The sequence below is a fragment of the Hymenobacter cellulosilyticus genome (assembly GCF_022919215.1).
Lineage (GTDB): Bacteria > Bacteroidota > Bacteroidia > Cytophagales > Hymenobacteraceae > Hymenobacter > Hymenobacter cellulosilyticus.
In genome coordinates this window covers 4,255,323-4,275,945 of record NZ_CP095046.1, presented here as the reverse complement: position 1 = coordinate 4,275,945, position 20,623 = coordinate 4,255,323, and the positions used below count along the sequence as shown (strand labels likewise).

The window sequence follows — 20,623 nt, the reverse complement described above, 5'->3', positions numbered from 1 at the left end:
AAGTTGTTCTACTGCTATAAGGTCCTTCGCTTTGCTCAGGATGACAGATACTTAGACAATCTCGCCCAATAGAGCCGCGCCGGTGGTGCTGGTAACCAGTACGTTCACGTAGTCGCCTTTCTGGGCGGTGCCTTTGGGGAAGATGACCACCTGGTTCTGGCTGTTGCGGCCGCTGAGCTGCTCTTCCGACCGTTTGGAGCGGCCTTCGACCAGCACGCGGTGCACCCGGCCCACCATGCGGGCGTAGCGGGCCCGGGCGTGGAGCTGCTGCCGGTCGATGACTTCCTGCAGGCGGCGCTTCTTCACCTCCAGCGGCACGTCGTCGGCCAGCTTGCGGGCGGCCAGCGTGCCGGGGCGCTCGGAGTAGAAGAAGTTGTAGCCCATGTCGTACTGCACGAAGTCGATCAGGCTCAGGGTTTCTAGGTGCTCTTCCTCGGTTTCGGAGCAGAAACCCGAAATCATGTCGGTGCTGATGGCGCAGTCGTCGCCCAGGATGCGGCGGATGGCCTGTACCCGCTCCTCGTACCAAGGCCGGTCGTAGGTGCGGTTCATGAGCTTAAGCACCCGCGAGTTACCGCTTTGGGCGGGCAAATGGATGTACTTGCAGATATTCTCGTACTTGCCCATGGTGTAGAGTACCTCGTCGGTGATGTCCTTGGGGTGGGAAGTCGAGAAGCGCACCCGCAACTCGGGGCTGATCAGGGCCACGCGCTCCAGCAGCTGGGCAAAGTTGACGAACTCCTGGCCGTCTTCGGAAGTCCACTTGTAGGAGTCCACGTTCTGGCCCAGCAGGGTTACTTCCTTGTAGCCCTGGGCCACCAGGTCGCGGCACTCCTGCACGATGCTGTGCGCGTCGCGGCTCCGCTCCCGACCCCGGGTGAAGGGCACCACGCAGAAGGAGCACATATTGTCGCAGCCCCGCATAATGCTCACAAAGGCCGTGATGCCGTTGGAGTTGAGGCGCACGGGCGTGATGTCGGCGTAGGTCTCGTCGCGGGAGAGCAGCACGTTCACCGCCTTCTGTCCGCCGTCAACTTCGCGGATCAGGTTGGGCAGGTCACGGTAGGCATCGGGGCCCACGACGAGGTCAACGAGCTTTTCTTCTTCCAGGAACTTGCTTTTCAGGCGCTCGGCCATGCAGCCCAGCACGCCCACGAGCAGGCCCGGGTTGCGCTTTTTGTGGCTGTTGATCTGCGAGAGGCGCATGCGCACGGTTTGCTCGGCCTTTTCGCGGATGGAGCAGGTGTTGAGCAGCACCAAATCGGCGTCGGCGAGCTGCTCGGTGGTATCAAAGCCTTCCTCAAAGAGGATGGAGGAGACGATTTCGGAGTCGGAGAAGTTCATCTGGCAACCGTAGCTCTCGATATAGAGCTTGCGCTGCCGGCCGGTACGGGTGGCCGGGCTGACGCGCACATCCTGAGCCGGTTGGTGGTCGGCGGCAGCGGGTGCGGCGGGCGTATCCAGAAAGTCGAGGGTGAGCAGGGGCTGGGACATAGATATCGTAAACACAGAAGGAGGGCAAAGGTAACGGTTTTTGCCCCAAAATGACAGAATGGCAGAGCTTCGGAAGTGGTGAAATGGTGAAATTGTGAGGTAGTGAGTTGTCGTTCGGCTGGCGCGAAAGGCATATTCGTGTCATTGAGAGGCGGAGCCGAAGCAATCCGTCCTCTGAAATGTGCGGAGCGACCTTAAGTGAAAAGCCCTTTCCTGTTTGCTACGGGAAAGGGCTTTCTGGTAAAAGGTCGTTTGTCACGAGTAGAGGACGGATTGCTTCGGCTCCGTCTCGCAATGACGCGTGTCGTTGAACATTAACTCACCATTTCACCAACTCACTAGTTCACCAAATCCAGCACCTGGCGCAAATCCGTGACGGCGTGAAACTCCAGGCCCTGCAGCTTCTCGGGGTCGACGTGCTCGAACACCCAGGTGGCGTGGAAGGGGACGTGCACGGCCCGGAAGCCGAGCTGGGCCACGGGCAGGATGTCGGACTTGAGGGAGTTGCCAATCATGAAAAACTCCCCGGGCAGGGCGTTGTAGCGGGCCAGCAGGCGCTGGTAGGTGGCCTCGTCCTTTTCGCTGACAATTTCTACGTAGTCGAAAAAGTCGCCCAGGCCGGAGCGGGCCAGCTTGCTTTCCTGGTCAAACAGGTCGCCCTTGGTAAGCACCATCAGGCGGTGGCCGCGGCGGCGCAGCTCGGTGAGCACCTCCACCACGCCCGGCAGGGGCTCGATGGGGTAGCGCAAGAGGTCCTTGCCCATGTCCAGAATCTGCTGGATTTCGACGCCCGTCACCTTGCTGTCGGTGAGCTGGATGGCGGTTTCAATCATGGAGAGCATAAAGGACTTGGCCCCGTAGCCGAAGAGCTTCATGTTCTGGCGCTGCACCCGGTTGAGCTCCTCCGTGATGCGGGCGGCGTCGCCAAAGGAAGCCAGGATTTCGAGGAGCCGGGCCTCGACCTGGTCGAAATGGGGCTGGTTGGACCAGAGCGTGTCGTCGGCGTCGAAGGCAATCAGGTAGGGAGCGTCCATGGCGGCAAAGCAAAGGAAAACCGCCGAAAAAGCCAGCGGAGGCCGTAAAGTTACCGAACTTGCCGCCCATGAAACAGCTGATTGACTTAGCCACCTGGAACCGACGGGAGCATTTTGCCTTTTTCTCGGCCTTCGAAGAGCCGTTTTTTGGATTGGTGGCCCCCGTGGAATGCACCGGGGCCCAGGCCGAAGCCAAACGCCGGGGCGTCTCGTTTTTCCTGTATTACCTCTACCACGCCGTGCAGGCCGCCAACGAGGTGCCCGAGCTGCGCACCCGCATCGAAGACGGGCAGGTGTATCAGTATGAGCGGGTGCACGCCTCGGCTACCCTGGGCCGCGCCGACCGCACCTTTGCCTTTTCCTTTATTGAGCAGCACGACGAGCTCAGCGGCTTTGTGGCGGCGGCCACGGCCGAAATGGAAGCCGTGCAGAACAGCTTCGGCCTGCGTTTGAGCAACACCACCGCCCGCGTCGACGTGCTGCACTGCTCGGCCATTCCCTGGGTGCGCTTCACCGGCCTGACCCACGCCCGCAGCTTCTCGCACCCCGACAGCTGCCCCAAGATTTCCTTTAGCCAGCTCTACGAGGAAAACGGCCGCACCTATATGAACGTGGCCGTGAACGTGCACCACGCCCTGGCCGACGGCTACCACGTGGGCCAGTTCCTGCAGGCATTTGAGCGACGGCTTACAGGTGAGATGGTGAAATCGTGAACTGGTGAGTTGATGTTCTGGCGGCGCTAGCGACTGTAAGCTGCCGCTTCTACTCGCGGAGCATTTTTGTAAATACAGAAACGCCCCGCGAGTAGAAGTGAGGGGCCGCAACATCTCCAAAAGTGCCTCCCGAGTAAACGAGAGGGGCTACAGGAAGTACGAAAGCCCTTCCCGCCTACTCGGGAAGGGCTTCACGCACTACAAAAATGCCTCCCGAGTACTCGGGGAAGCTGCATGAATACCAAAAGACCCTCCCGAGTAGAACAAGTGCCATTGGTGCGGATGGAACGGCAAACTCACCATTTCACTAACTCACCGTAGCCCCCAGCACTTGGAGTATGGCCTGGGCCTTGAGCAAACACTCATCGTACTCGCGCCCGGGTCGGAGTCATAGGTAATGGCCGAGCCGACCTGGAAGCTGAGGTAGCCCGTGCCGGCGCGGTACTGCAGGCTGCGGATGACGACGTTGAAATCGAAGTCGCCAGCGGGGGTGACGTAGCCCAGGCTGCCGCTGTAGAGGCCCCGTTTGGTGCGCTCATAGTGCTCAATAAGCTCCATGGCTCGTATTTTGGGCGCGCCCGTCATGGAGCCCATCGGGAAAGTGGCCCGCAGCATGTCAACCAGCCCCAGGTCGGGCCGAGCCTGGGCCTGCACGGTGGAAATCATCTGCCAGACGTGCCGGAAGGAGTAGAGGCCAAACAGCTCGGGTACCTGCACCGAGCCGGTCTGGGCCACGCGGGCCAGGTCGTTGCGCACCAAATCCACAATCATCAGGTTTTCGGCCCGCTCTTTCTCGTCGTGCAGCAGCAGTTGGCGCTGCCGCTCGTCTTCCCCGGGCGTAGCGCCCCGCCGGATGGTGCCCTTGATGGGCTGGGAAATCAGCTGCGGGCCTTTTTTCTGCAGAAAACGCTCGGGCGAGGCGCAAAGCAGGTACCGGTCGTGCCACTTGTAGAAGCCGGCAAACGGGGTGGGCGAGGCCTCCAGCAGGCGCAGAAAGGTACCCACAGGCTCCAGGGCCACTGTTTCGGCGTAGAACTCCTGACAAAGGTTCAGCTCGTAGACTTCCCCGTTAAGAATGTCTTCCCGAATAGCCTCCACGGCCGCCAGATACTCGGCTTTGGGCAGGCGGGGCGCATTGCAGCTACCTGAACAGGCGCCTCAGCCGGGACTTTAGTTGTAAGAATGGCCTCCAGCACTCCTGCTGTTTTCCCCTTGATTTCTACGCCGTCTGGGCCCCAGCATAGCCAGGTTTCAGGTGAGAAAAAGTGCAGGCTGGGCCACTGCAGGCCGTCGAAATGGTGGCTGTGCAAGGCTTCCACCTCGTTTTTGACGTCGTAGGTTATAAAGCCGCAGCGCGGGCCCGGGGCGGGCTGAGTTAGCCATTTCTCCAGCTCCGGCAGACTGGCCGGGGCAGTCTGCGGCCCGTTGGCTACGGCTAATAGTCGTTCGAAGGCTCCCTGCGGATACTCCAGGTCGTTGGGCTCGTAGTAGGCGCAGTACGCAAACTGCGCCGCCCAGTGCAGGGCCCTGGCCCGAAACTCGGCCGGCGCGGGTAAGGAGCCATAAGAAACGAAAACAGCCACGGGAGCGAAGAGGAAGAAAGCCGGAAGGAAAAAGTGGCCGCAAAAGTAACCCGCCGCTACCGAATCTTGGCCGCGGGCAGGGCCGCCAGGGCCACTTTGGCTTTGGCATCGGTGCTGTTCTTGTACTCGTGCTTGGGCGAGTCGAGCACCTTCTGGAAGTACAGCCGAGCCATGTTCAACTGTCCGTCGGCTTGGCACAGGTAGCCCATCTGCAGCGCCGACTGCGGCCCGAAGTAGTACGGTGCCTTGCCCCCCGACAGGGCAATGGTGCGGGTGTAGTAGAGCCGAGCCGAGTCGAGGCGGCCCAGGCCGTGGTAGGCGCGGGCGCGGCGGTAGGGTTCTTCCAGCCGGTCGCGCAGCAACCCCGACACGCTAAAGCCGCGCAGGGTAGCCAGAGCCGGGCGGTAATAGCCCCCGTCAATCTGCAGCCGGGCCCGGGTCAGGGTGCGGTTCAGCGGGGTCTTGTCCTCGAAAAAGCGCTGGGCGTAGGCATCTTCCTCCACCACCGTGCGCCCCGCCTGGCCGATTTGCTGCCGGTACCGCTCGGCGGCCTGCTCGTCGCCGCTCAGCCAGGCGGCCAGATACAGCTTGAAAGCCGCATCCTTGCGGTAATGCAGGCCCCGGTAGTCTTGTAAAAATTGATGGTTGGCCCGCCCCGAAGCCGCGTACTGGCCCTGGTAGAGCAGCAGGTCGCCGGCCATATGGTGCAGGTAGGGTACGCTCAGGTAGCCCGGGCCCGTGGGCCGGCTGCGGTAGGCGGCCAGGGCGGCGTCGGTTCGGTGCAGGCGTTTGTTGAGGCTGAGCAGCAGGTAGGAGTAAAGCAGATTATCGGGCTGTTGCGCGGCCATTTGCTGCACGAGGCGGACTGTTTCCTCGCCCTGCTTGTAGTACGTTTCCTGCACTAGGGCCAGGATAATACGGGCTTCGGGTTGAAAATCGTGGGTGTTTTGGGCCGCCAACCGCAGGTTTTGCACCCCGCCGGCCACGCTGCCCGGCAGCCCCAGCAGCTTCAGAAACCAGTGGTAGCCTTCGGGCAAAGAGCCTATCATAAACTGGCACATGCCCAGCGTCTTGCGGGCCGGCAGAAAGTCAGGGTAGCGCTTCACTACGGCCTGCATCTGCTGGTAGGCCTGGCGCAAACTCCACGCCCCCTGGATTTCGTGCTGATACGTAACCTGGGCTGCGGCCTGGTGCAGCCGGATTTCGGCCCGGGCATATTCGCGCAGCGGCCCTGCCTCCGCTGATTTTTCCAGGGCCGCCAGGCGCCGGTCCTGGGCCGCTACCACGGCCGCGTAGCGACTGGCATCCTGCAGAATCATCAGCTCAGTAAAGTCGATGCAGTCGGCTACGAGCAGGGTGCTGGCGCTGTTGGGAGCTCGTTTTAGCTCGGCCTGCATCAATGCCCGGGCTGGCTCCACCCGCAGCTTGAGCAGCTCGGCATATGCCCGGCGGGCCCCCGGCGAAAGGCCGCCGGGCGCTGTACTGGCAGCTTCCGGAGCCTGGGGTGCGGCCGTATCGTGCTGGGGCAATCGGGCCGCCGTGAGCAGCACGAGCAGCAGCCCCAGCAGCAGCCGGAGTCCGGAAGGAGGGCGCAAGGGGGCTGGGAGCTGAGACAAGGCCGGGAAAGCAATAAAAAAGGAACGACTGGCGAGCCGTTCCTTTTTTGAGGTGAGGTTGCAGCGCGAAGCGCGGCAATTAAGCCTGGGGCTTCACGTCCACGTCGGCCAGAACCCGGCCGCAGTGCTCACACACAATGATTTTCTTGTGCGAGATAATGTCGGCCTGGCGCTGGGGCGGTACGGTGTTGAAGCAGCCGCCGCAGGCGTCACGCTTTACCATTACCACGGCCAGACCGTTGCGTACGTTGCCGCGGATGCGGGTGTAGGCCGTCAGCAGGCGCTCTTCGATAGGCTTTACGGCGTCTTCACGCTCGTCGAGCAGCTTTTTCTCGTCGGCTTCGCTTTCGCCCACGATGGTCTGCAACTCGGTATTCTTGTTGGTCAGGTCCTTCTTGCGCTCTTCCAAGCGCTGCTTGGTGCCGGCGATGTCGGCATTCTTCTGCTCAATCTGGTACTGGGCCTCCTTGATTTTCTTTTCCGAAATCTGGATTTCCAGGCGCTGCAACTCGATTTCCTTGGCAATGGCCTCGTACTCGCGGTTGTTGCGCACGTTTTGCTGCTGGTCCTCATACTTCTTGATGAGGCCTTCGGCGTCTTTGGCGTTCTGCTTGCGCTGCTTGATCTGGTCGTTCAGGGACTGAATTTCCTCGTCAAACTTGCTCACGCGCACCTCATAGCCAGCAATTTCGTCTTCCAGGTCGCGCACTTCTTCGGGCAGGTCGCCGCGGACGCGCCGGATTTCGTCGAGCTGCGAGTCAAGGCGCTGCAGGTTCAGAAGGGCTTCCAGCTTACTGGCAACGGTGGTTTCCGTGGAAGGATTAGAAATCATAACGGACAGGGTTGGTGAGGGTCTCAGCGATTAAGACCGCAAAAGTACTTTTAAAGTTGGCCGTAAGCAAATCCCGGAAGATTTCCCCGGTAAATTGCTCACTTTCGAAGTGGCCCACGTCGCAGAGCAGCAGCTGGCCCTCGGCCCCGAAGTACTCGTGGTACTTCAGGTCGCCGGTCACGAAGGCGTCGGCCCCGGCCCGCCGGGCCAGGCTGATCAGAAAGCTACCGGCCCCGCCACACAGCGCTACTTTCTTAATGGGGCGCTCAAACTCCGTGTGCTTCACTACGGGCACATTGAGGACAGTCCGCAGCAATTGGCGGAACTCGGTTGGAGACAGGGCTTCGGGAAGCTCGCCCAGCATGCCGGAGCCCACGTCCTGGTCGGTGTTTTCGAGCTTTACAAGCTCGTAGGCCACTTCTTCGTAGGGATGCGCCGCCCGCAGGGCCCGGAGCGCAGCGCCTTGCAGGTGCAGGGGCAGCAGCACTTCCACGCGCTCCTCCCGCACCGATTCGGGTTTTTGCGGCTCGCCAATAAACGGATTGGTAGCCACGCCGGGCGTGAACGTACCTAGCCCTTCGACCCGGAAGCTACACTCGGAATAGTTGCCAATCTGACCCCGCCGGCCTGGTAGAGCGCCTGCAGTACGGCCTCCGTATGGGTAACGGGCACATAGGTAATCAGCTTGCCCAGCGTGCCGCTTTTCGGGTCCAGAATACGCAGGTTCTGCAGTCCGAGCTTTTCGCCCAGCTTGCGGTTGACGCCCGGTAGCACGTTGTCCAGGTTGGTATGGGCGGCGTAGATGGCCACGTCGTTTTTGATGGCCTTTATCAGGGTTTGCTCCACCTCGTTGGCCCCGGTCAGGCGCTTCAGGGGCCGGAATACCACCGGATGGTGGGCCACTACCACGTTGCAGCCCCGCCGCAGGGCCTCCTCAATGACGGCTGGGGTGCAGTCGAGGGCAATGAGCACGCCGCGGATTTCCGCCTGCGGGTCGCCGCACTGCAGGCCGGCATTGTCGTAGGATTCCTGGTAGGGCAGGGGCGCCACTTTTTCCAGGGCGCGGGCGAGGTCAGCAACAGTTGGCATCAGCGGAAATGCAGAAAGTTGATTGGTAGCAGAAAATATTTTTGGACGGCCCACGGACAGCAGCCCCGGCGAAGGTACACGGTCCGGAGTCGGTTTCGGCGGCAGACGGGCTGTTTTCCGAGCTACCAGCTATACTTTAGCAGCCCCGTTGCTACCGTGCCGCCAGTTATAGTTTAACACGGAAACGGGAAGCTCATGTTTTGTACTATTTTGCTGTTGGTTACCTTTGCAAGGACTTACCTATAGCGTATGGTTGATTTTACTCAGCTGATTACAAAAATACTGCGTCTGTGTATCGTTTTGGCCCTGCTACCGGTGGTAGTACGGGCTCAAAGCCTCGATACGGCCCTAACTCAGCGGACTATCCGCTTGGAAGACGTGGAAATAGCCCCAACCGCAATAAACACCAACGGGTGGCTGCTGCTGGATCAGGATATTAAAACAGAGCTGGATGGTGGGGTGGAAAACTTGTATAATTTCAAGTTTGACAGAGCCGAGAAACAGTTTCGCTCCCTGCGCCGGCGCTACCGCCAGCATCCGTTGCCCTATTTTCTGCTGGGCCTGAGCCAGTGGTGGAAAATCATGCCGACGAATATCACGGAGAAGAGCGTAGACAAGCTGTTTTTCGCCTACATGGATACGGCCGCCACGAAGGCTGAGGCCTTGTATGAGCAGGACAATCAGAACTACGAAGCCAGCTTTTTCCTGGCGGCTTCCTACAGCTTCTCGGCCCGGCTGCATGCCGAGCGCCACAACTGGACGCAGGCAACGGTGGCCGCAAAACGCTCCTTAAAGTATCTGGAGCTAAGCAAGCAGGCCAATGGCCTGAGCCCCGAGTTCCTATTTGGGCAGGCTCTGTTCAACTACTACGCCGTCTGGATTGCGGACGAATTTCGGTGGCTGCGGCCGGTGCTGTTGTTTTTTCCCAAGGGCAATACCCAACTCGGATTGCAGCAGCTACGCAACGTAGCAGCCAACGCCGTGTATACCGGCCCGGAGGCAAAATTCTTCCTGTTAAAAATTCTGTCGAGTGAGCGGGAAAACCAACCCGCGGAGGCGCTGCAAATGGCCCGCAAGCTGGCCACTACCTACCCCGACAACCCGTATTTCCAGCGGCAATACGCTATGCAGTGCTTCAATAACGGCTACTTTGCGGAGTGTGAGAAGGTCAGCAGCAGCATTCTGGACAAGCATAATAGGGGACTGACGGGCTATGACAGCTTCAGTGGCCGCTACGCCAGTTACTTTTTGGGCTACATCCAGCAAATGAAGTACAAGTCCCTGGCTACGGCCAAGGATTATTACCAGCGCTGCCTCGTCTTTTCGGAGGTAACCAACCAGACGGAAGGCTATTATCTGTATGCTACGCTGAATCTGGGCCGCATTGCCCAGAAGCAGAATGATGCCGCCGCGGCCCAGCGCTATTTCAAGGTGTTAGCGGCCAAGTCTGACCGTAAATCGGCCCTGTATAAGGAGGCGCAGGACTACCTGAAGGCCCGGAAAAAGAGTGCTCGTCCGGCCAAAGGCACCGTCTTAGCTGCTGGCCAATAAACCGGTGCGAGTTGCTGGTTCGGGCCTCGTAGCCACCCCTGTAGCGGCTATACCGTGCTTATAGCTGGACCCGGCAGTCGTTGAGAACCTCCACGTAGCGGTCCACGTGCCTGGGTAGCTCCCGGCGCTTGTACTGCATCAGGTAGCGCGGGTGGTCGAGGATGTGAATCTGGTCGAAGAGATGCAGCTCCTGGTTCAGCCGTAGCAGGTGCTCCCCGTTGCGCCGGCCCAGGCACACGGCCGCATGACGAGCCAGCCCCACTTCCTTTACCTGCTGATTTAAAGAGAGTCGGATAGCAGGAGTTAATGCTTTGATAAGGGCTGGGGAGTCGTAGTAATTATAGTTTAGGCCGTGGCGGAGAAGTACCAGCGGGTAGAGGGAGCCTAGGTAAAAGTCCTGGTAAAAAGCCGCTGGTCCGCCCAGCGCTGCCACCACTTCGTACACAAACTGGCTCGAGAGTTCCCGCTGCTGGGGCAGCTCGTTGGCAATGCCGCAGAAGTCGTTCAGGGCTACTGGGTCGGTAAAGGCTATGCCGGTGCGGCCGTGGCCCAGGCGGCCGGGATTGATGCCCAGCAGCGCTATGCGGGGGCGGTTGTTGTGGTAGTACTGCCGGGCAAACTGGGTAAACAGCGCCCGGGCGTGCTTTCCTGGTAAGGGCTTAGGGCTACCGCCTCATCGGGCAGGTTTGCGGGTAGGGGAAAGGTGGTCAGAAAATCCAGCAGACGGTCGGCAAACGTGGACATAAGCAGCGGGGTGAAGCCTGGGCATACGCAAAACAGGTCTGCCAGGGCTTACTGCCCTTCTTATCACCGCCAAAATAGCAACCCGGGACTCGGCTTCAGTTTCGTCGCTTGCTGAAGTAGGCGTACTTTTGTAACACTGCCTTATTGCCGCCGCGTTATGCCTCATTTCTTAGCCTTTTTGCTGTTGCCCTTCGCCTGGCTGTACGCCACGGTGTTGCACGTACGCAATTGGCTGTACGACAAGGGTATAAAGGAGTCAGCGCGGTTTGCAATACCCGTTATCAGCGTGGGCAACCTCCGGGCCGGGGGCACGGGCAAAACGCCCCACGTGGCCTGGCTGGTACGGGAACTGCAGGTTCTGGGGCAGCAGCCGGCCATTTTGAGCCGGGGCTACGGCCGCCGCACCCGGGGCTATGTCGAGGCCGATGCCACGGCTACGGCCGCCACTATCGGGGATGAGCCCTTGCAGCACTACCAGGATTTTCAAGGGCAGGTGCCGGTAGTTGTGTGTGAAAACCGCCGCACGGGCCTGGAAAAGCTGTTTCGGCAGGAGCCCCCACCCACCGTCGTAGTGCTCGACGATGCCTACCAGCACCGCCGCGTGCAGCCCACCCTCAACATCCTGCTGACCGAGCAGCAGCGGCCTTTCTACCAGGACTACGTGTTGCCGGCCGGCCGGCTGCGCGAAAGTCGGGGCGGAGCCCGGCGGGCCGATGCCGTTATTATTACCAAGTGTGCCCCTGACCTGACGGCCTCGCAGCAGGCCGCTAGTGCGGCCCGGGTGCGGCGCTACACCCGGTCGGCAGTACCGGTGCTGTTTTCGGCCTACCGCTACGGCGCGCCCGTGGCCGTGGGCGGTGCGGCGCGGGTGGAAAGCCCGGAAGTGGTACTGCTCACCGGCATTGCCCAGCCTGGTCCGCTCCGGGAATATCTGGCCGGAGCCGGGTATCAGATTACGCACCATGCCGCTTTCGCCGACCATCATACCTTTACCGCTGCCGATATTGCGGCGGTGGCCGGGCAATTACGGCCGGGTCAGAGCGTTTTTACCACGCAAAAGGATGCCGTCCGGCTGCTGGAGCCTGCGTTGCAGGCGGCCGTAGCGGCTCTGCCCATTTTTTATATTCCCATTCAGGTCGAGTTTCTGGCCGATGGGGCTGCCCAGTTGCAGCAGTTGCTTTCTCCTTTATTTCAGCCCCACGCTGTTGTCTGATCTGCTCGTTCCATTGGCTTCCTTCCGCTTTCTTTACCGTGTTCTTCCGGCTCTGCTGCTCGGGCTGCTCTTGTGGCCGGCCCTAGGGCGGGCCCAGGTGCTCGACGACTCTACCAAGGTTATCTACGGGGCCAAAACCACCCGGGTCCTGTACGAGGCCGATATCCTGCGCGAGCAGTACGAGGGCCGCCTTATCGATACCACGCTCACCAACCAGATGCGTGACCGGTACTGGTTTCACGATACCACCTTCCAGCAGGATCTGGGCAACGTCGGGACGGCCTCGCGCCGTCTGCTGTGGGAAGCCGACAACGGTATTGGAGCCCGCTACGGCCGCAACGTATTTGATAAGTACGCCCGCAACTCGGCCACTATTCCCTACTATGATACCCGCTCGCCCTTTACGTTTTTCCGCTTTATCCAGAGCGCCGTGGGGGAGCAGGTGTTTGAGCTGTCGTACTCGCGCAGCCTGGGCAAAAATCTAAACGTGGGCCTGGCCTACGAGCGGTTTGCCTCCCGCAAGGTGCTGGCCGCTTCTAGGCGGGAGAACTTTACCGAGCACAGCAACGTGCTCTTCTTTGCCCGCTACCAAACCACGGATGAGCGGTACCACGCCCTGTTCAACATCAATACTGCCCGGCACCGTATTCCCGAGCAGGGTGGCATCCGCTACGGGGCCTCTGATACTCTGGCAACGGGTGAACCCCGCCCGGGCAGCTTATTTGGCTATGAACTGGAGGATGTAAACCTGAGTTGGGCCCTGAATGCCGACGACCGGGACGAGGTGCGCCTCGTGCAGACCCTGCGCCTGCTGGGCCGGGCCTGACGGCCTATCATATCGTCGACTGGCGGCGGCAGTTCAACAACTACACTGACCGGCCCCAGTCCGGTACGCTCGTTGATGCCACTGGCCAGCTCCGGTTTTACCCCGTAGCCCGCTACAGCACCAACCTGACTAATGACCGGGCCGAATACCGGCAACTGGAAAATGAAGTGGGCGTGATGGGCCACACCCCCACCGTGGGCTACCGCCTGTACGGCCGCTACCGCCGTGCCAGTCTGTTTTCCAAAAGCTACCAGGACCAAAGTTACCCACTGCCTACGCCGGCTGCGCCCCGGAATGATATAATTCAGCCGTTTGATTTGCGCTACGGCCAGATATTTCTGGGTGGCACGGCCAACTTCCGCTACCGTAGCCTCGTGGCCGTGGAAACGGCCGGCGAAATTCTGGGGCCGCAGCTAGCCGGGACGGGCACGGCCTTTAGCGAGTACTGGTTGCGGGCTACGGCCCGCCTGGGCCCTTTGAGCGGCGAGTTCTACAGCTCTTCCTACTCGCCCACGCTCACCCAGCAGCGCTTCGACGGCAACCACTACAATTGGGACCATCTTCCGGACTCAAGCTCTGCTTTTAAGAACACGCTGGTCAACCAGGTAACCGGCCGCCTCTCCCAGCGACTGGGGCGCCACCACCTGGATGCCTCTGTCCGGTTCGTTACCATCAACGACCTGGTATACTATAACCAGGCCGCGGAGCCGGCCCAGCTTGATAGCGTCAAGGTACTGCTCATCGGCACGCTGCGTCACCGCTTCAACCTGGGTAAGTTTTTCTTCGACAACCAAGCTACCGGCACCTTGGGTGGGGAGGGCGAAGGCCTGCGCATTCCCAAGCTAGTGGCCAACGGCCGGATTTACTACCAGGACTACCTGTTCAAAAAGGCCATGTTCAGCCAGATCGGAGCGGAGATATACTTCCAGTCCCGCTTCAAGGGCTACGACTACAACCCTACTGCCCAACAATTTTACCTGCAAGACCACTTCTCCATCCGCTCCTACGCGGTGGCCGATGTGTTCTTTATCACCGATATCAAAACCGTATCGGTGTTCCTGAAAATGGCTTACATCAACCAGGGTCTCTACAATACGGGCAATGGTTATTTTGCCACCCCGCTCTACACGGGTTTGCCGCGCCGCTTCCAATTTGGTATTCGGTGGCAGTTTTTTGATTAAGTTAGCAGATAACGAATACGCGTCCCGGCGGCGCCCTGCATACTATGGAACCCTTTGAATCCAAAGAGAAAACCATTCTCAAGCTCAAGCTCAATACCGACCCGCGCTGGGTGGATATTGCCAGCAAAAACATCGAGGATATCCTCGTTGACCACGCTTACTGCGAGCAGAAGGCCGCTAGCACGGGTATTTCCCTGATTGTGAAATACCCCGAGAAAACCCGCCTTGTCGACGAGCTGACGGCCCTGGTGGCCGAGGAGTGGGCCCACTTCGAGCGGGTACTGCTGGAGCTGCGCAAGCGGGGCTTCGAGCTGGGGCCGCAGCGGCGCGACGAGTACGTGGTGCAGCTCCTGACCCACGTGCGCCGTGGCGACCACCGCGACCGGCAGCTAATGGATATGCTGCTGGTTTCGGCCCTGATTGAGGCCCGCAGCTGCGAGCGGTTTAAGCTGCTCTGGAAGCACATTCCCGACCCCGAGCTGAGCAAGTTCTACTACGAGCTGATGGTGTCGGAGGCGGCCCACTTTGTGAGCTACGTGGACCTGGCCAAAGAATACCGCGACCCGAAGGAAGTGGACGTCCGCCTGCAGGAGCTGCTTAAAATTGAGGGCGAAATCATCACTAGCTTACCCGTGCGCGACGACCGGATGCACTAACTGAATTTATGGCCGGAATATTGGTAAGAAAAAAACGCTGCCACTGTTCGGCTTATCAACTAAAACGTTTTACTTTCCCAACCATGAAAGCACGCTATACCCTATTGTTGTTATTCTTACTGGTTTCGGCCGTGGCTTTCGGGCAGGCCCCGCCAGCGGCCGTTAACTTCTGCGGGCAGGACTTTCCGCTCCCGGAAGGGGCGGCGTTGGTTTCGCCCTATGAGGTGAAAGCCGATAAGTTTGACCTAATTCTGATGTACCTGAATCCGGCCGACCTGCGCAACGGAGCTCCTGCGGACTACACCAAACAGCGAATGAAGAAGGTGAAAGGCAAGGAGCTACAGGAAATATCTTGTTTTATCCAGGGTACCCCGGCCAAAGCATTCAAGTTCAGCCACCCCACCGAAACCGGTACGGCTTACGAGCTGCTGGCTTACGGGGTGACCAAGGGCCAGCCGGTCATGATTCAGCTTACCTTAGACGTGGACCCCTACAACAATATCGAAATACCCGAATTTCCGCGCCAGTTCGTGCACTTTGATAAGTAGTAGAAGGCTGAACGGAACGTAGCATCCACAGTAAACACAGAAAAGCCCGGCTGCTAATTAATTAGCAGCCGGGCTTTTCTGTGTTTACTGTGGATGCTGGGCTTGCTAGCGTGGCCCCTCGAACTGGCGGGAATTGAGAATACCCGCCGGCACCGACAACTCACCGGTGTGGGGGTCGATAACGCCGTTGCGCTCATCCTCGATGTTGGTGGCCTGCGTGTACACGTCGCCGGCAATGGGGCGGGCCCGCAGCTCCTGCTTAAACTGGCGGATCCGCTCGGTACGCTCTTCACCGGCCTGGGGCCCGCCGTAGTCAGCAAAACCAAAGCCGCCCCATTCGCTCACAATCAGAGGTTTCTGACGGCGGTAGAAAAAGGCGTCGCCTACGACCAGCGGGAAAGCCGCCACGCCAATCATCTCGCCGGCCACGAGCCGGTCGAGCAGGTTCTGCCAGTGGGGCAGCTCGGGCGTGTAGAGGTGGGCCGTAAGCAGATCCGACTTCAGGCGGCCCTCGGCGGAAATATGCTGCCACCCATCGTTGTCGACCACCAGAAACTGCGGGTGCTCGATTTGCATGAAGTGGTAGGTATCGGTGATGTAGCGCCGGGTTTCGGGGTTGGTAGCAATGTCCTGGCAGCCCCAGTCCTCGTTGTAAAGGCTCCAGATAACCACCGAGGGGTGGGACTCAATCAGGGCCAGCATGCGGAGCAACTCCTCCTTGTGGTTCTGGCGGCTGCGCGGACTCGAGGTGTGCGGGCTGGGCACTTCCACCCACAGCAGCAGGCCCAGTTCGTCGGCCAGGTTGTAAATGCGCGGGTCGACGCCGGCAATGTGCACGCGCACCAGGTTGCAGCCCAGCTTCTGCATGGCATGCATGTGGCGCTGCATTTCCTCGTAGGTGGCCGTGCCAGGCTGGTAGAGAATCCCGTCGAGGTAGGTAGGCTCGTTGTTCAGGTACACGTGCTTGCCGCGCGACTCAATCTTGCGCAAGCCGAAATGGGTTTCAATCTGGGCGGCATAGCCTTCCGAATCGATGAGCTGCGCTACGAGTTGGTAGAGGTCGGGCTCTTCCGGCGACCAAAGTCGGGCGCCGGGCATTTCCAGCACCACGCGCTGCTGTTTCTGGCCAGCTTCCAGGCGGAGGGGAAATTCCGAGGTATAAAGCGGCGGGGTGCCGTTTTTGCGTCCCCGCTCATACACCTGCAGGCGCAACGTGTAATGGCCCGGGTCGTGAATGCGGGTCGTGATGTTGAAGCGCACGAGCTGATCTTCTACCACGCTGTCGACGCCCACACGGGAGCGGAGGCGGTTGCGTTCCACCATTTCCAGCCACACGCTGCGCACGGCGCCGGTATAGGTCTGGTACCAGATGCCACCGCGCTTGTAGATGTGGGACTCCTGCTTACCGCGGGTGGTTTCGGCGTCCATCGTGTCGGCAATGCGCACGGTCAGCCGGTTTACCAGGTGCAGGTTTTCTTCCCGTAGCTCGTAGGAAAACGAGGTGTACTCGCCGTAGTGCACGTCTTCACCCTCAATGGTGCGCAGTTGCCGGCCATTCAGCCACACCCGGGTTTCGTAGCCGCAGGCCCCGAAGGTGAGCTGGAACATGGAGCGCAGCAGCGGCTCCTCCACTTCGGGCAGGGTGAATTCCCGCTCGTACCAGGCTACCACCCGGTCCTGCCACTGTGTGGGCTGGGTCTGGCCTTTGGCCTGGGCCATGTGGGCCTCAATAGAGCCGGGCCACTGGGCTTTGTATTCGTAGTTGTGCCCTAGGTACCACCCATCCCGCAGGCCCCGGTCGTCGGTGTCGAGGGCGAAATTCCATTCCCCGTCGAGCAGGGCGTGGTTATTCAGGCGTAGTACGGCCCGCGGCAGCGGGTTGGGCATTTCCTCAATAGGCTTGGTTTCTTCCTGGCTGGCCGAGAGGCCATAGTTGATGTGCTCTAGGTTCATACAAGGGGCGTTGGTACAAAAAGCGGCTTCGCAGTGGCTCAGCGGGCCAAGGTAGCAGTATACGCAAAGCCAGCTTAGAAGAGCAGACAGCCCCGATTTTTCTTAATTTAGCGGAGTAGCCTTGGGCTAAAAACACGGCGGCCTGCCTACCAAACCGGTAAGCAGGCCACCGTGTTTTGGGGTACCTAGAACTTAGAAGCGCAGGGTAAACGTGCCGTTGGTAACAGTGGCCGTACGCGGCGAGGAGCCGGTAAAGTCAGTGCCCGAGAAGCCGAAAGTTCCGCTCATGGTACCGGCAACGGCATTGTAGCTGCTTATCGTAATGGTGCCCGCGGCCGGGTCAGTGGTGCGGTATTGAGCAGTGATTAGGCCCTTGTTAATGCGCTGCAAGGAGGCGTTCTGGTAAGTGCTGCCCAGCGTGTAGGTACCCGTGCCGGCAAAGCTCTGAGCCAGGGAAAGGTTGAGCAGGTCGCGTACGTCCCCGGTCAGTGTTTCGCTCGTGATGTATAGCAGCCCCTGCGCGGCATTGACCTCGCCCACCAGTTGCGTGGAGGAATACGTCACGCCGTCGGTGTTCCAGCTCATGGTGCCGCCTTTTACCAAGCCATTTGACGCGACGACCACTGTGCCGGCGGAGGCCGTCTGGCCGGCTACTACGGTGATGGTACGGCTGGTTGGGGTCACGTAGCCGTTGGCCGGCGTAAAGCTTAGGGTGTAAGTCCCGGGCGCGAGGTTGGGCAGCGAAAACGCGCCCGTGGTAGCATTCGGGGCCGCCAGAAAGGTTAGGCCACCGGCGTTGGTAGCCGTCACGTTGATAATCGAGCCGCTGGGGCTGATGGTTCCTTCCACGATACCCGTGGTAGCCACTGCGGCTGGGTCATCTTCTTTTTCAGAACAGCCCCCGAGCGAAGTGGCCAGTACAGTAAGTAATAGCAGGCGCGGCGCCCAGGTGCGTACAGAAGATAGCATGTGAATAAGGGAGAGAGGAGGTGGGAAAGGGAAATATATAGCCGGTAAACCCTGCAAGATAAGTGCTTAAATGAATTTGGCCGCCAGCTGGGGCCTGAAGCCTACTTTACCCGTGCAGGCTTAGCTGGGCCTCGCAGCGCTAGCCCCAGTGGAGCTTCACACCGGCCCTGGATTACTTCCAGAATCATGGTATTAAAGTCGCCCAGCAGATAATCGGCCAGAGCTTCCCGTAAGTATTCAGGTTGGTTGTGATGCGGTAGGTGCAAGTTAGCGTCAGCCGACATGTATTAGCCGCCAGGGGCTCGATGGAGTAGCTGCCCCGCACCACGTCGAAGTAGCGGCCACCCACCAGCACGTGCTCATCCAGGGTAGAAGGCGGAATCGAGGCCGCATCGACTTTAATAGTATAGGCAAAGCCGCGCCCGGGCTGCCAGTGCGTGATGTGCTCCTGGAAATAAAGGCCTTTCTCCCAGCGGATATGACGCGTGCCTCCTACGCGGGCATAATCCAGGTAGCCGTCCAGCGGGCGGGGCACGCCGATAAGATGCACGAAATGAGGCTTGATTTCGCTCGGCCGGATGTGGCGCACGTTCTGGATATTGCGCCACACTACAGCCGGCGGAGCGGCAATAAGCCGGGTGCTCACTACGGTATGAATCTGGTCGGAGGCCACCAGTTGCTCCTCCAGCAACAAGGCCCCAAAAGGCAGCAGCACTAGCAAGGATACGTACAGGGATGTCTGAGGGCGTTGGCGCAGCCGCACCAGCCGGTAGAGAAACGCGCCCAGGCTTCCTAGAATGCTAAATGGCCCGATGATAATAACCAGACAAATCAGGCCCTCGAACCCCGTAACCATGCTCAGGGCGAATACGGTGAAGGTAATCAGCCAGGGCGCAGCCAGATAGAGGAAGTAGTTGGACAGCTGCTCACGCGAGGAAAACAGCACGGGAATAGCGCCCAGCACTACGGGCACCATAAAAATGAAGGACAACGAAACGGCCCGATGCGTGAGGCTGACCAGCATCACGCACAGAAAACCATAGACGACGCCCGCAGCTACGCCCAGTAGCAATGTGCGCCCCCGGGAAGGCGAGGAGAACCAGGAATTTGCCAACGGCCAGACAGTTAAAGATTAAAAGCTGGTGCAAGGTAAGCCAGTGCGCCTAGGCTTAGGTTTTTTGCTTTTTCTTCTTAGCCGCCGGGAATAGGATGTTGTTCAGAATCAGGCGGTAACCGGGGAGTTGGGGTGCAAAGCCAGGTCGGTGGGCTCTTCTTCCACCAGGTGCTGGTAGTCTTCCGGGTCGTGGCCGCCATAGAAGGTCCAGGTGCCTTTGCCCAGGGTGCCGTGCATGTAGCGCACTTCGCCCGAGGCCTTGTTGTCGCCCATCACCACCACGTCCGACTTGATGAGCTGCTTGCGGAAAGCCGTGGTCTGGCCCATAAAGCCCTTGATGGTTTTCTCGTGATTCTGGGTTAGCATGGTCGGCACCGGGTCGTACTTGGCCGAGAAGGTAAAGAGCTGAAAGTAGTCGTTGTCTTCGTACACGCCCCGCTCGCCGGGCTGCATGTCGATGTTGGAATACTCGTACTGGTAGGGGTCCCGCACGATCTGGAAGTCCTTGAAGGCCAGGGTGCGGTTGAAGTTGAGCTTGGACTGGGCCTGGGGGTCGGCCGGGTCGCCGTCGTACATGCTTTCCACCATATCCAGGCCCAGGCCGGCCAAAGCAATATCGTAGGTGTCGGTGGCCGAGCACATGGCAAACTGGAACCCGCCACCGGCAATAAACTCCTGCATCCGGGTCACGACGGCGCCCTTCATCTGACTTACCTTGCTGAAGCCGTGGCGCTTGGCGGCCGCCTCGGCGTCGCGCTGCTGCTGCTGGTACCAGGGCCGGTTGCGGTAGGAGGCGTAAAACTTGCCGTACTCGCCCGTGAAGTCCTCGTGGTGCAGGTGCAGCCAGTCGTATTTGGGCAGCACCCCGTTGAGCACGTCGTCGTCGTAGATTTCGGTGTAGGGAATTTCGGCGTAGGTCAGCACCATCGTTACGGCATCGTCCCAGGGCTGCTTGCCCTTGGGCGTGTACACCGCAATTTTGGGCGCCTTCTCCAGCTTCATGATGTCCATGTTAGCGTTGGGGTCGGCAATTTCCTGCAGGATGTTGCCGTACTGGGCCTCGGAAATCACCTGGTAGGTGATGCCACGCACGGCCAGCTCGTTTTCCAGGCCCTGGGCGTTTTCGCAGGCAAAGCTGCCGCCGCGGTAATTCAGCAGCCAGTCGACCTCCACCTGCCGGGCCAGCAGCCAGTAGGCAATGCCGTAGGCTTTCAGGTGCTCTTTCTGCCCCTGGTCCATCGGAATAAAAACGTGGTTGGCCCAGGCCGCGGCCGGGCCGCCAAGCCAGGCTGCCACCAGCAGCAGCAAAGGCAGAATTCGCTTCAGCACCATCAGGGGGTTCTGCTAAGTCGGGAAAGAAGGGGGAAAACAACCGTACAACAAACCGACGCTTAGAATTCCGTTTGGGTTGCCAGGTTGGGCCGGGCGGGCCTAAACAAATGTAGCGAAACGGGCCGGAGTTTGCCGGAAACAGGTTACCTTGCGGAACCCGACGATGAGGTAAAAT

General features: G+C 59.9%; 20 protein-coding genes and 1 pseudogene. 7 read left to right on the top strand and 14 right to left on the bottom strand.

Features of this window, described 5'->3' with window-relative positions:
- Positions 1-51: 51 nt before the first annotated feature.
- Both miaB and MUN79_RS21050 read right to left on the bottom strand, forming a co-directional pair.
- The gene (gene miaB / locus MUN79_RS21055; protein WP_244678370.1) at positions 52-1,494 is read right to left on the bottom strand and encodes a tRNA (N6-isopentenyl adenosine(37)-C2)-methylthiotransferase MiaB; all 1,443 of its coding nucleotides are present in this window, start codon (positions 1,492-1,494) and stop codon (positions 52-54) included.
- A gap of 338 nt (positions 1,495-1,832) precedes the next feature.
- Positions 1,833-2,528 carry an HAD family hydrolase gene (locus tag MUN79_RS21050; RefSeq protein ID WP_244674541.1) on the bottom strand — a complete coding sequence of 232 codons (696 nt, stop codon included), beginning with the start codon at positions 2,526-2,528 and terminating at the stop codon, positions 1,833-1,835.
- 68 nt (positions 2,529-2,596) lie between these two features.
- Here MUN79_RS21050 and MUN79_RS21045 point away from each other — a divergent pair, with 68 nt between their 5' ends.
- Positions 2,597-3,241, top strand: a complete 645-nt coding sequence (locus tag MUN79_RS21045) for a chloramphenicol acetyltransferase (RefSeq protein ID WP_244674540.1) — start codon at positions 2,597-2,599, stop codon at positions 3,239-3,241.
- Positions 3,242-3,553: 312 nt separating this feature from the next.
- On the opposite strand, the gene MUN79_RS21040 is transcribed toward MUN79_RS21045, so the two are convergent.
- The 6 genes from MUN79_RS21040 to MUN79_RS31290 all read right to left on the bottom strand — a co-directional run bounded on the left by MUN79_RS21040 (position 3,554) and on the right by MUN79_RS31290 (position 8,361).
- Positions 3,554-4,339, bottom strand: coding sequence for an anthranilate synthase component I family protein (locus tag MUN79_RS21040; RefSeq protein ID WP_244674539.1), 786 nt, complete (start codon positions 4,337-4,339; stop codon positions 3,554-3,556).
- Positions 4,291-4,824 carry a hypothetical protein gene (locus tag MUN79_RS21035; protein WP_244674538.1) on the bottom strand — a complete coding sequence of 178 codons (534 nt, stop codon included), beginning with the start codon at positions 4,822-4,824 and terminating at the stop codon, positions 4,291-4,293. The genes MUN79_RS21040 and MUN79_RS21035 overlap by 49 nt, the downstream gene beginning before the upstream one ends.
- A gap of 56 nt (positions 4,825-4,880) precedes the next feature.
- The gene (locus tag MUN79_RS21030; RefSeq protein WP_244674537.1) at positions 4,881-6,419 is read right to left on the bottom strand and encodes a DUF3808 domain-containing protein; all 1,539 of its coding nucleotides are present in this window, start codon (positions 6,417-6,419) and stop codon (positions 4,881-4,883) included.
- Between the two features lie 100 nt (positions 6,420-6,519).
- Positions 6,520-7,272: a zinc ribbon domain-containing protein gene (locus MUN79_RS21025; protein WP_244674536.1), complete on the bottom strand. Its 753-nt coding sequence runs from the start codon at positions 7,270-7,272 to the stop codon at positions 6,520-6,522.
- Positions 7,262-7,825: a Nif3-like dinuclear metal center hexameric protein gene (locus MUN79_RS31295; RefSeq protein WP_311136543.1), complete on the bottom strand. Its 564-nt coding sequence runs from the start codon at positions 7,823-7,825 to the stop codon at positions 7,262-7,264. Before MUN79_RS31295 ends, MUN79_RS21025 begins: the two co-directional genes overlap by 11 nt.
- 17 nt (positions 7,826-7,842) lie before the next feature.
- On the bottom strand, positions 7,843-8,361 hold the full coding sequence (locus MUN79_RS31290; RefSeq protein ID WP_311136542.1) for a Nif3-like dinuclear metal center hexameric protein: 519 nt from the start codon (positions 8,359-8,361) through the stop codon (positions 7,843-7,845).
- Positions 8,362-8,610: 249 nt separating this feature from the next.
- Between MUN79_RS31290 and MUN79_RS21015 the strand changes: the two genes are divergently transcribed.
- Positions 8,611-9,912: a tetratricopeptide repeat protein gene (locus MUN79_RS21015; protein WP_244674535.1), complete on the top strand. Its 1,302-nt coding sequence runs from the start codon at positions 8,611-8,613 to the stop codon at positions 9,910-9,912.
- A gap of 58 nt (positions 9,913-9,970) precedes the next feature.
- On the opposite strand, the gene MUN79_RS21010 is transcribed toward MUN79_RS21015, so the two are convergent.
- Both MUN79_RS21010 and MUN79_RS21005 read right to left on the bottom strand, forming a co-directional pair.
- Positions 9,971-10,465 carry a uracil-DNA glycosylase family protein gene (locus MUN79_RS21010; protein WP_375378266.1) on the bottom strand — a complete coding sequence of 165 codons (495 nt, stop codon included), beginning with the start codon at positions 10,463-10,465 and terminating at the stop codon, positions 9,971-9,973.
- Between the two features lie 26 nt (positions 10,466-10,491).
- Positions 10,492-10,656, bottom strand: a complete 165-nt coding sequence (locus MUN79_RS21005; protein WP_244674534.1) for a hypothetical protein — start codon at positions 10,654-10,656, stop codon at positions 10,492-10,494.
- Positions 10,657-10,813: 157 nt separating this feature from the next.
- Here MUN79_RS21005 and lpxK point away from each other — a divergent pair, with 157 nt between their 5' ends.
- From lpxK to MUN79_RS20980, 5 genes are all read left to right on the top strand, one after another.
- Entirely contained in the window at positions 10,814-11,869 is a 1,056-nt protein-coding gene (lpxK, locus tag MUN79_RS21000) for a tetraacyldisaccharide 4'-kinase (RefSeq protein WP_244674533.1), read from the top strand.
- Positions 11,862-12,695 (top strand): putative porin, encoded by an 834-nt coding sequence (locus tag MUN79_RS20995; RefSeq protein WP_244674532.1) that lies wholly within the window; start codon positions 11,862-11,864, stop codon positions 12,693-12,695. Before lpxK ends, MUN79_RS20995 begins: the two co-directional genes overlap by 8 nt.
- Positions 12,623-13,876 (top strand): putative porin, encoded by a 1,254-nt coding sequence (locus MUN79_RS20990; protein WP_244674531.1) that lies wholly within the window; start codon positions 12,623-12,625, stop codon positions 13,874-13,876. Before MUN79_RS20995 ends, MUN79_RS20990 begins: the two co-directional genes overlap by 73 nt.
- Positions 13,877-13,920: 44 nt before the next feature.
- The gene (locus MUN79_RS20985) at positions 13,921-14,532 is read left to right on the top strand and encodes a MiaE family protein (protein ID WP_244674530.1); all 612 of its coding nucleotides are present in this window, start codon (positions 13,921-13,923) and stop codon (positions 14,530-14,532) included.
- An 83-nt stretch (positions 14,533-14,615) separates the two neighbouring features.
- Positions 14,616-15,080: a hypothetical protein gene (locus tag MUN79_RS20980; RefSeq protein ID WP_244674529.1), complete on the top strand. Its 465-nt coding sequence runs from the start codon at positions 14,616-14,618 to the stop codon at positions 15,078-15,080.
- A 105-nt stretch (positions 15,081-15,185) separates the two neighbouring features.
- On the opposite strand, the gene MUN79_RS20975 is transcribed toward MUN79_RS20980, so the two are convergent.
- The 4 genes and pseudogenes from MUN79_RS20975 to MUN79_RS20960 form a co-directional block, all read right to left on the bottom strand.
- Positions 15,186-17,033 carry a glycoside hydrolase family 2 protein gene (locus MUN79_RS20975; protein ID WP_244674528.1) on the bottom strand — a complete coding sequence of 616 codons (1,848 nt, stop codon included), beginning with the start codon at positions 17,031-17,033 and terminating at the stop codon, positions 15,186-15,188.
- Positions 17,034-17,225: 192 nt separating this feature from the next.
- Positions 17,226-18,002 carry a carboxypeptidase-like regulatory domain-containing protein gene (locus MUN79_RS20970; RefSeq protein WP_244674527.1) on the bottom strand — a complete coding sequence of 259 codons (777 nt, stop codon included), beginning with the start codon at positions 18,000-18,002 and terminating at the stop codon, positions 17,226-17,228.
- Between the two features lie 184 nt (positions 18,003-18,186).
- A complete protein-coding gene (locus MUN79_RS20965) occupies positions 18,187-19,116 on the bottom strand; it encodes an SRPBCC family protein (RefSeq protein WP_244674526.1) in 930 nt (309 codons plus the stop codon).
- 55 nt (positions 19,117-19,171) lie between these two features.
- Positions 19,172-20,442, bottom strand: a pseudogene (locus MUN79_RS20960) (asparagine synthetase B).
- Positions 20,443-20,623 lie beyond the last annotated feature (181 nt).

Coding starts and splice junctions, on each gene's coding strand:
- MUN79_RS31290 (WP_311136542.1), bottom strand. CDS start 8,361: ATGCCAACTGTTGCTGACCTCGCCCGCGCCCTGGAAAAAGTGGCGCCC.
- MUN79_RS21045 (WP_244674540.1), top strand. CDS start 2,597: ATGAAACAGCTGATTGACTTAGCCACCTGGAACCGACGGGAGCATTTT.
- MUN79_RS20975 (WP_244674528.1), bottom strand. CDS start 17,033: ATGAACCTAGAGCACATCAACTATGGCCTCTCGGCCAGCCAGGAAGAA.
- MUN79_RS21050 (WP_244674541.1), bottom strand. CDS start 2,528: ATGGACGCTCCCTACCTGATTGCCTTCGACGCCGACGACACGCTCTGG.
- MUN79_RS21025 (WP_244674536.1), bottom strand. CDS start 7,272: ATGATTTCTAATCCTTCCACGGAAACCACCGTTGCCAGTAAGCTGGAA.
- MUN79_RS20980 (WP_244674529.1), top strand. CDS start 14,616: ATGAAAGCACGCTATACCCTATTGTTGTTATTCTTACTGGTTTCGGCC.
- MUN79_RS20985 (WP_244674530.1), top strand. CDS start 13,921: ATGGAACCCTTTGAATCCAAAGAGAAAACCATTCTCAAGCTCAAGCTC.
- MUN79_RS21015 (WP_244674535.1), top strand. CDS start 8,611: ATGGTTGATTTTACTCAGCTGATTACAAAAATACTGCGTCTGTGTATC.
- MUN79_RS20970 (WP_244674527.1), bottom strand. CDS start 18,002: ATGCTATCTTCTGTACGCACCTGGGCGCCGCGCCTGCTATTACTTACT.
- MUN79_RS21005 (WP_244674534.1), bottom strand. CDS start 10,656: ATGTCCACGTTTGCCGACCGTCTGCTGGATTTTCTGACCACCTTTCCC.
- lpxK (WP_244674533.1), top strand. CDS start 10,814: ATGCCTCATTTCTTAGCCTTTTTGCTGTTGCCCTTCGCCTGGCTGTAC.
- miaB (WP_244678370.1), bottom strand. CDS start 1,494: ATGTCCCAGCCCCTGCTCACCCTCGACTTTCTGGATACGCCCGCCGCA.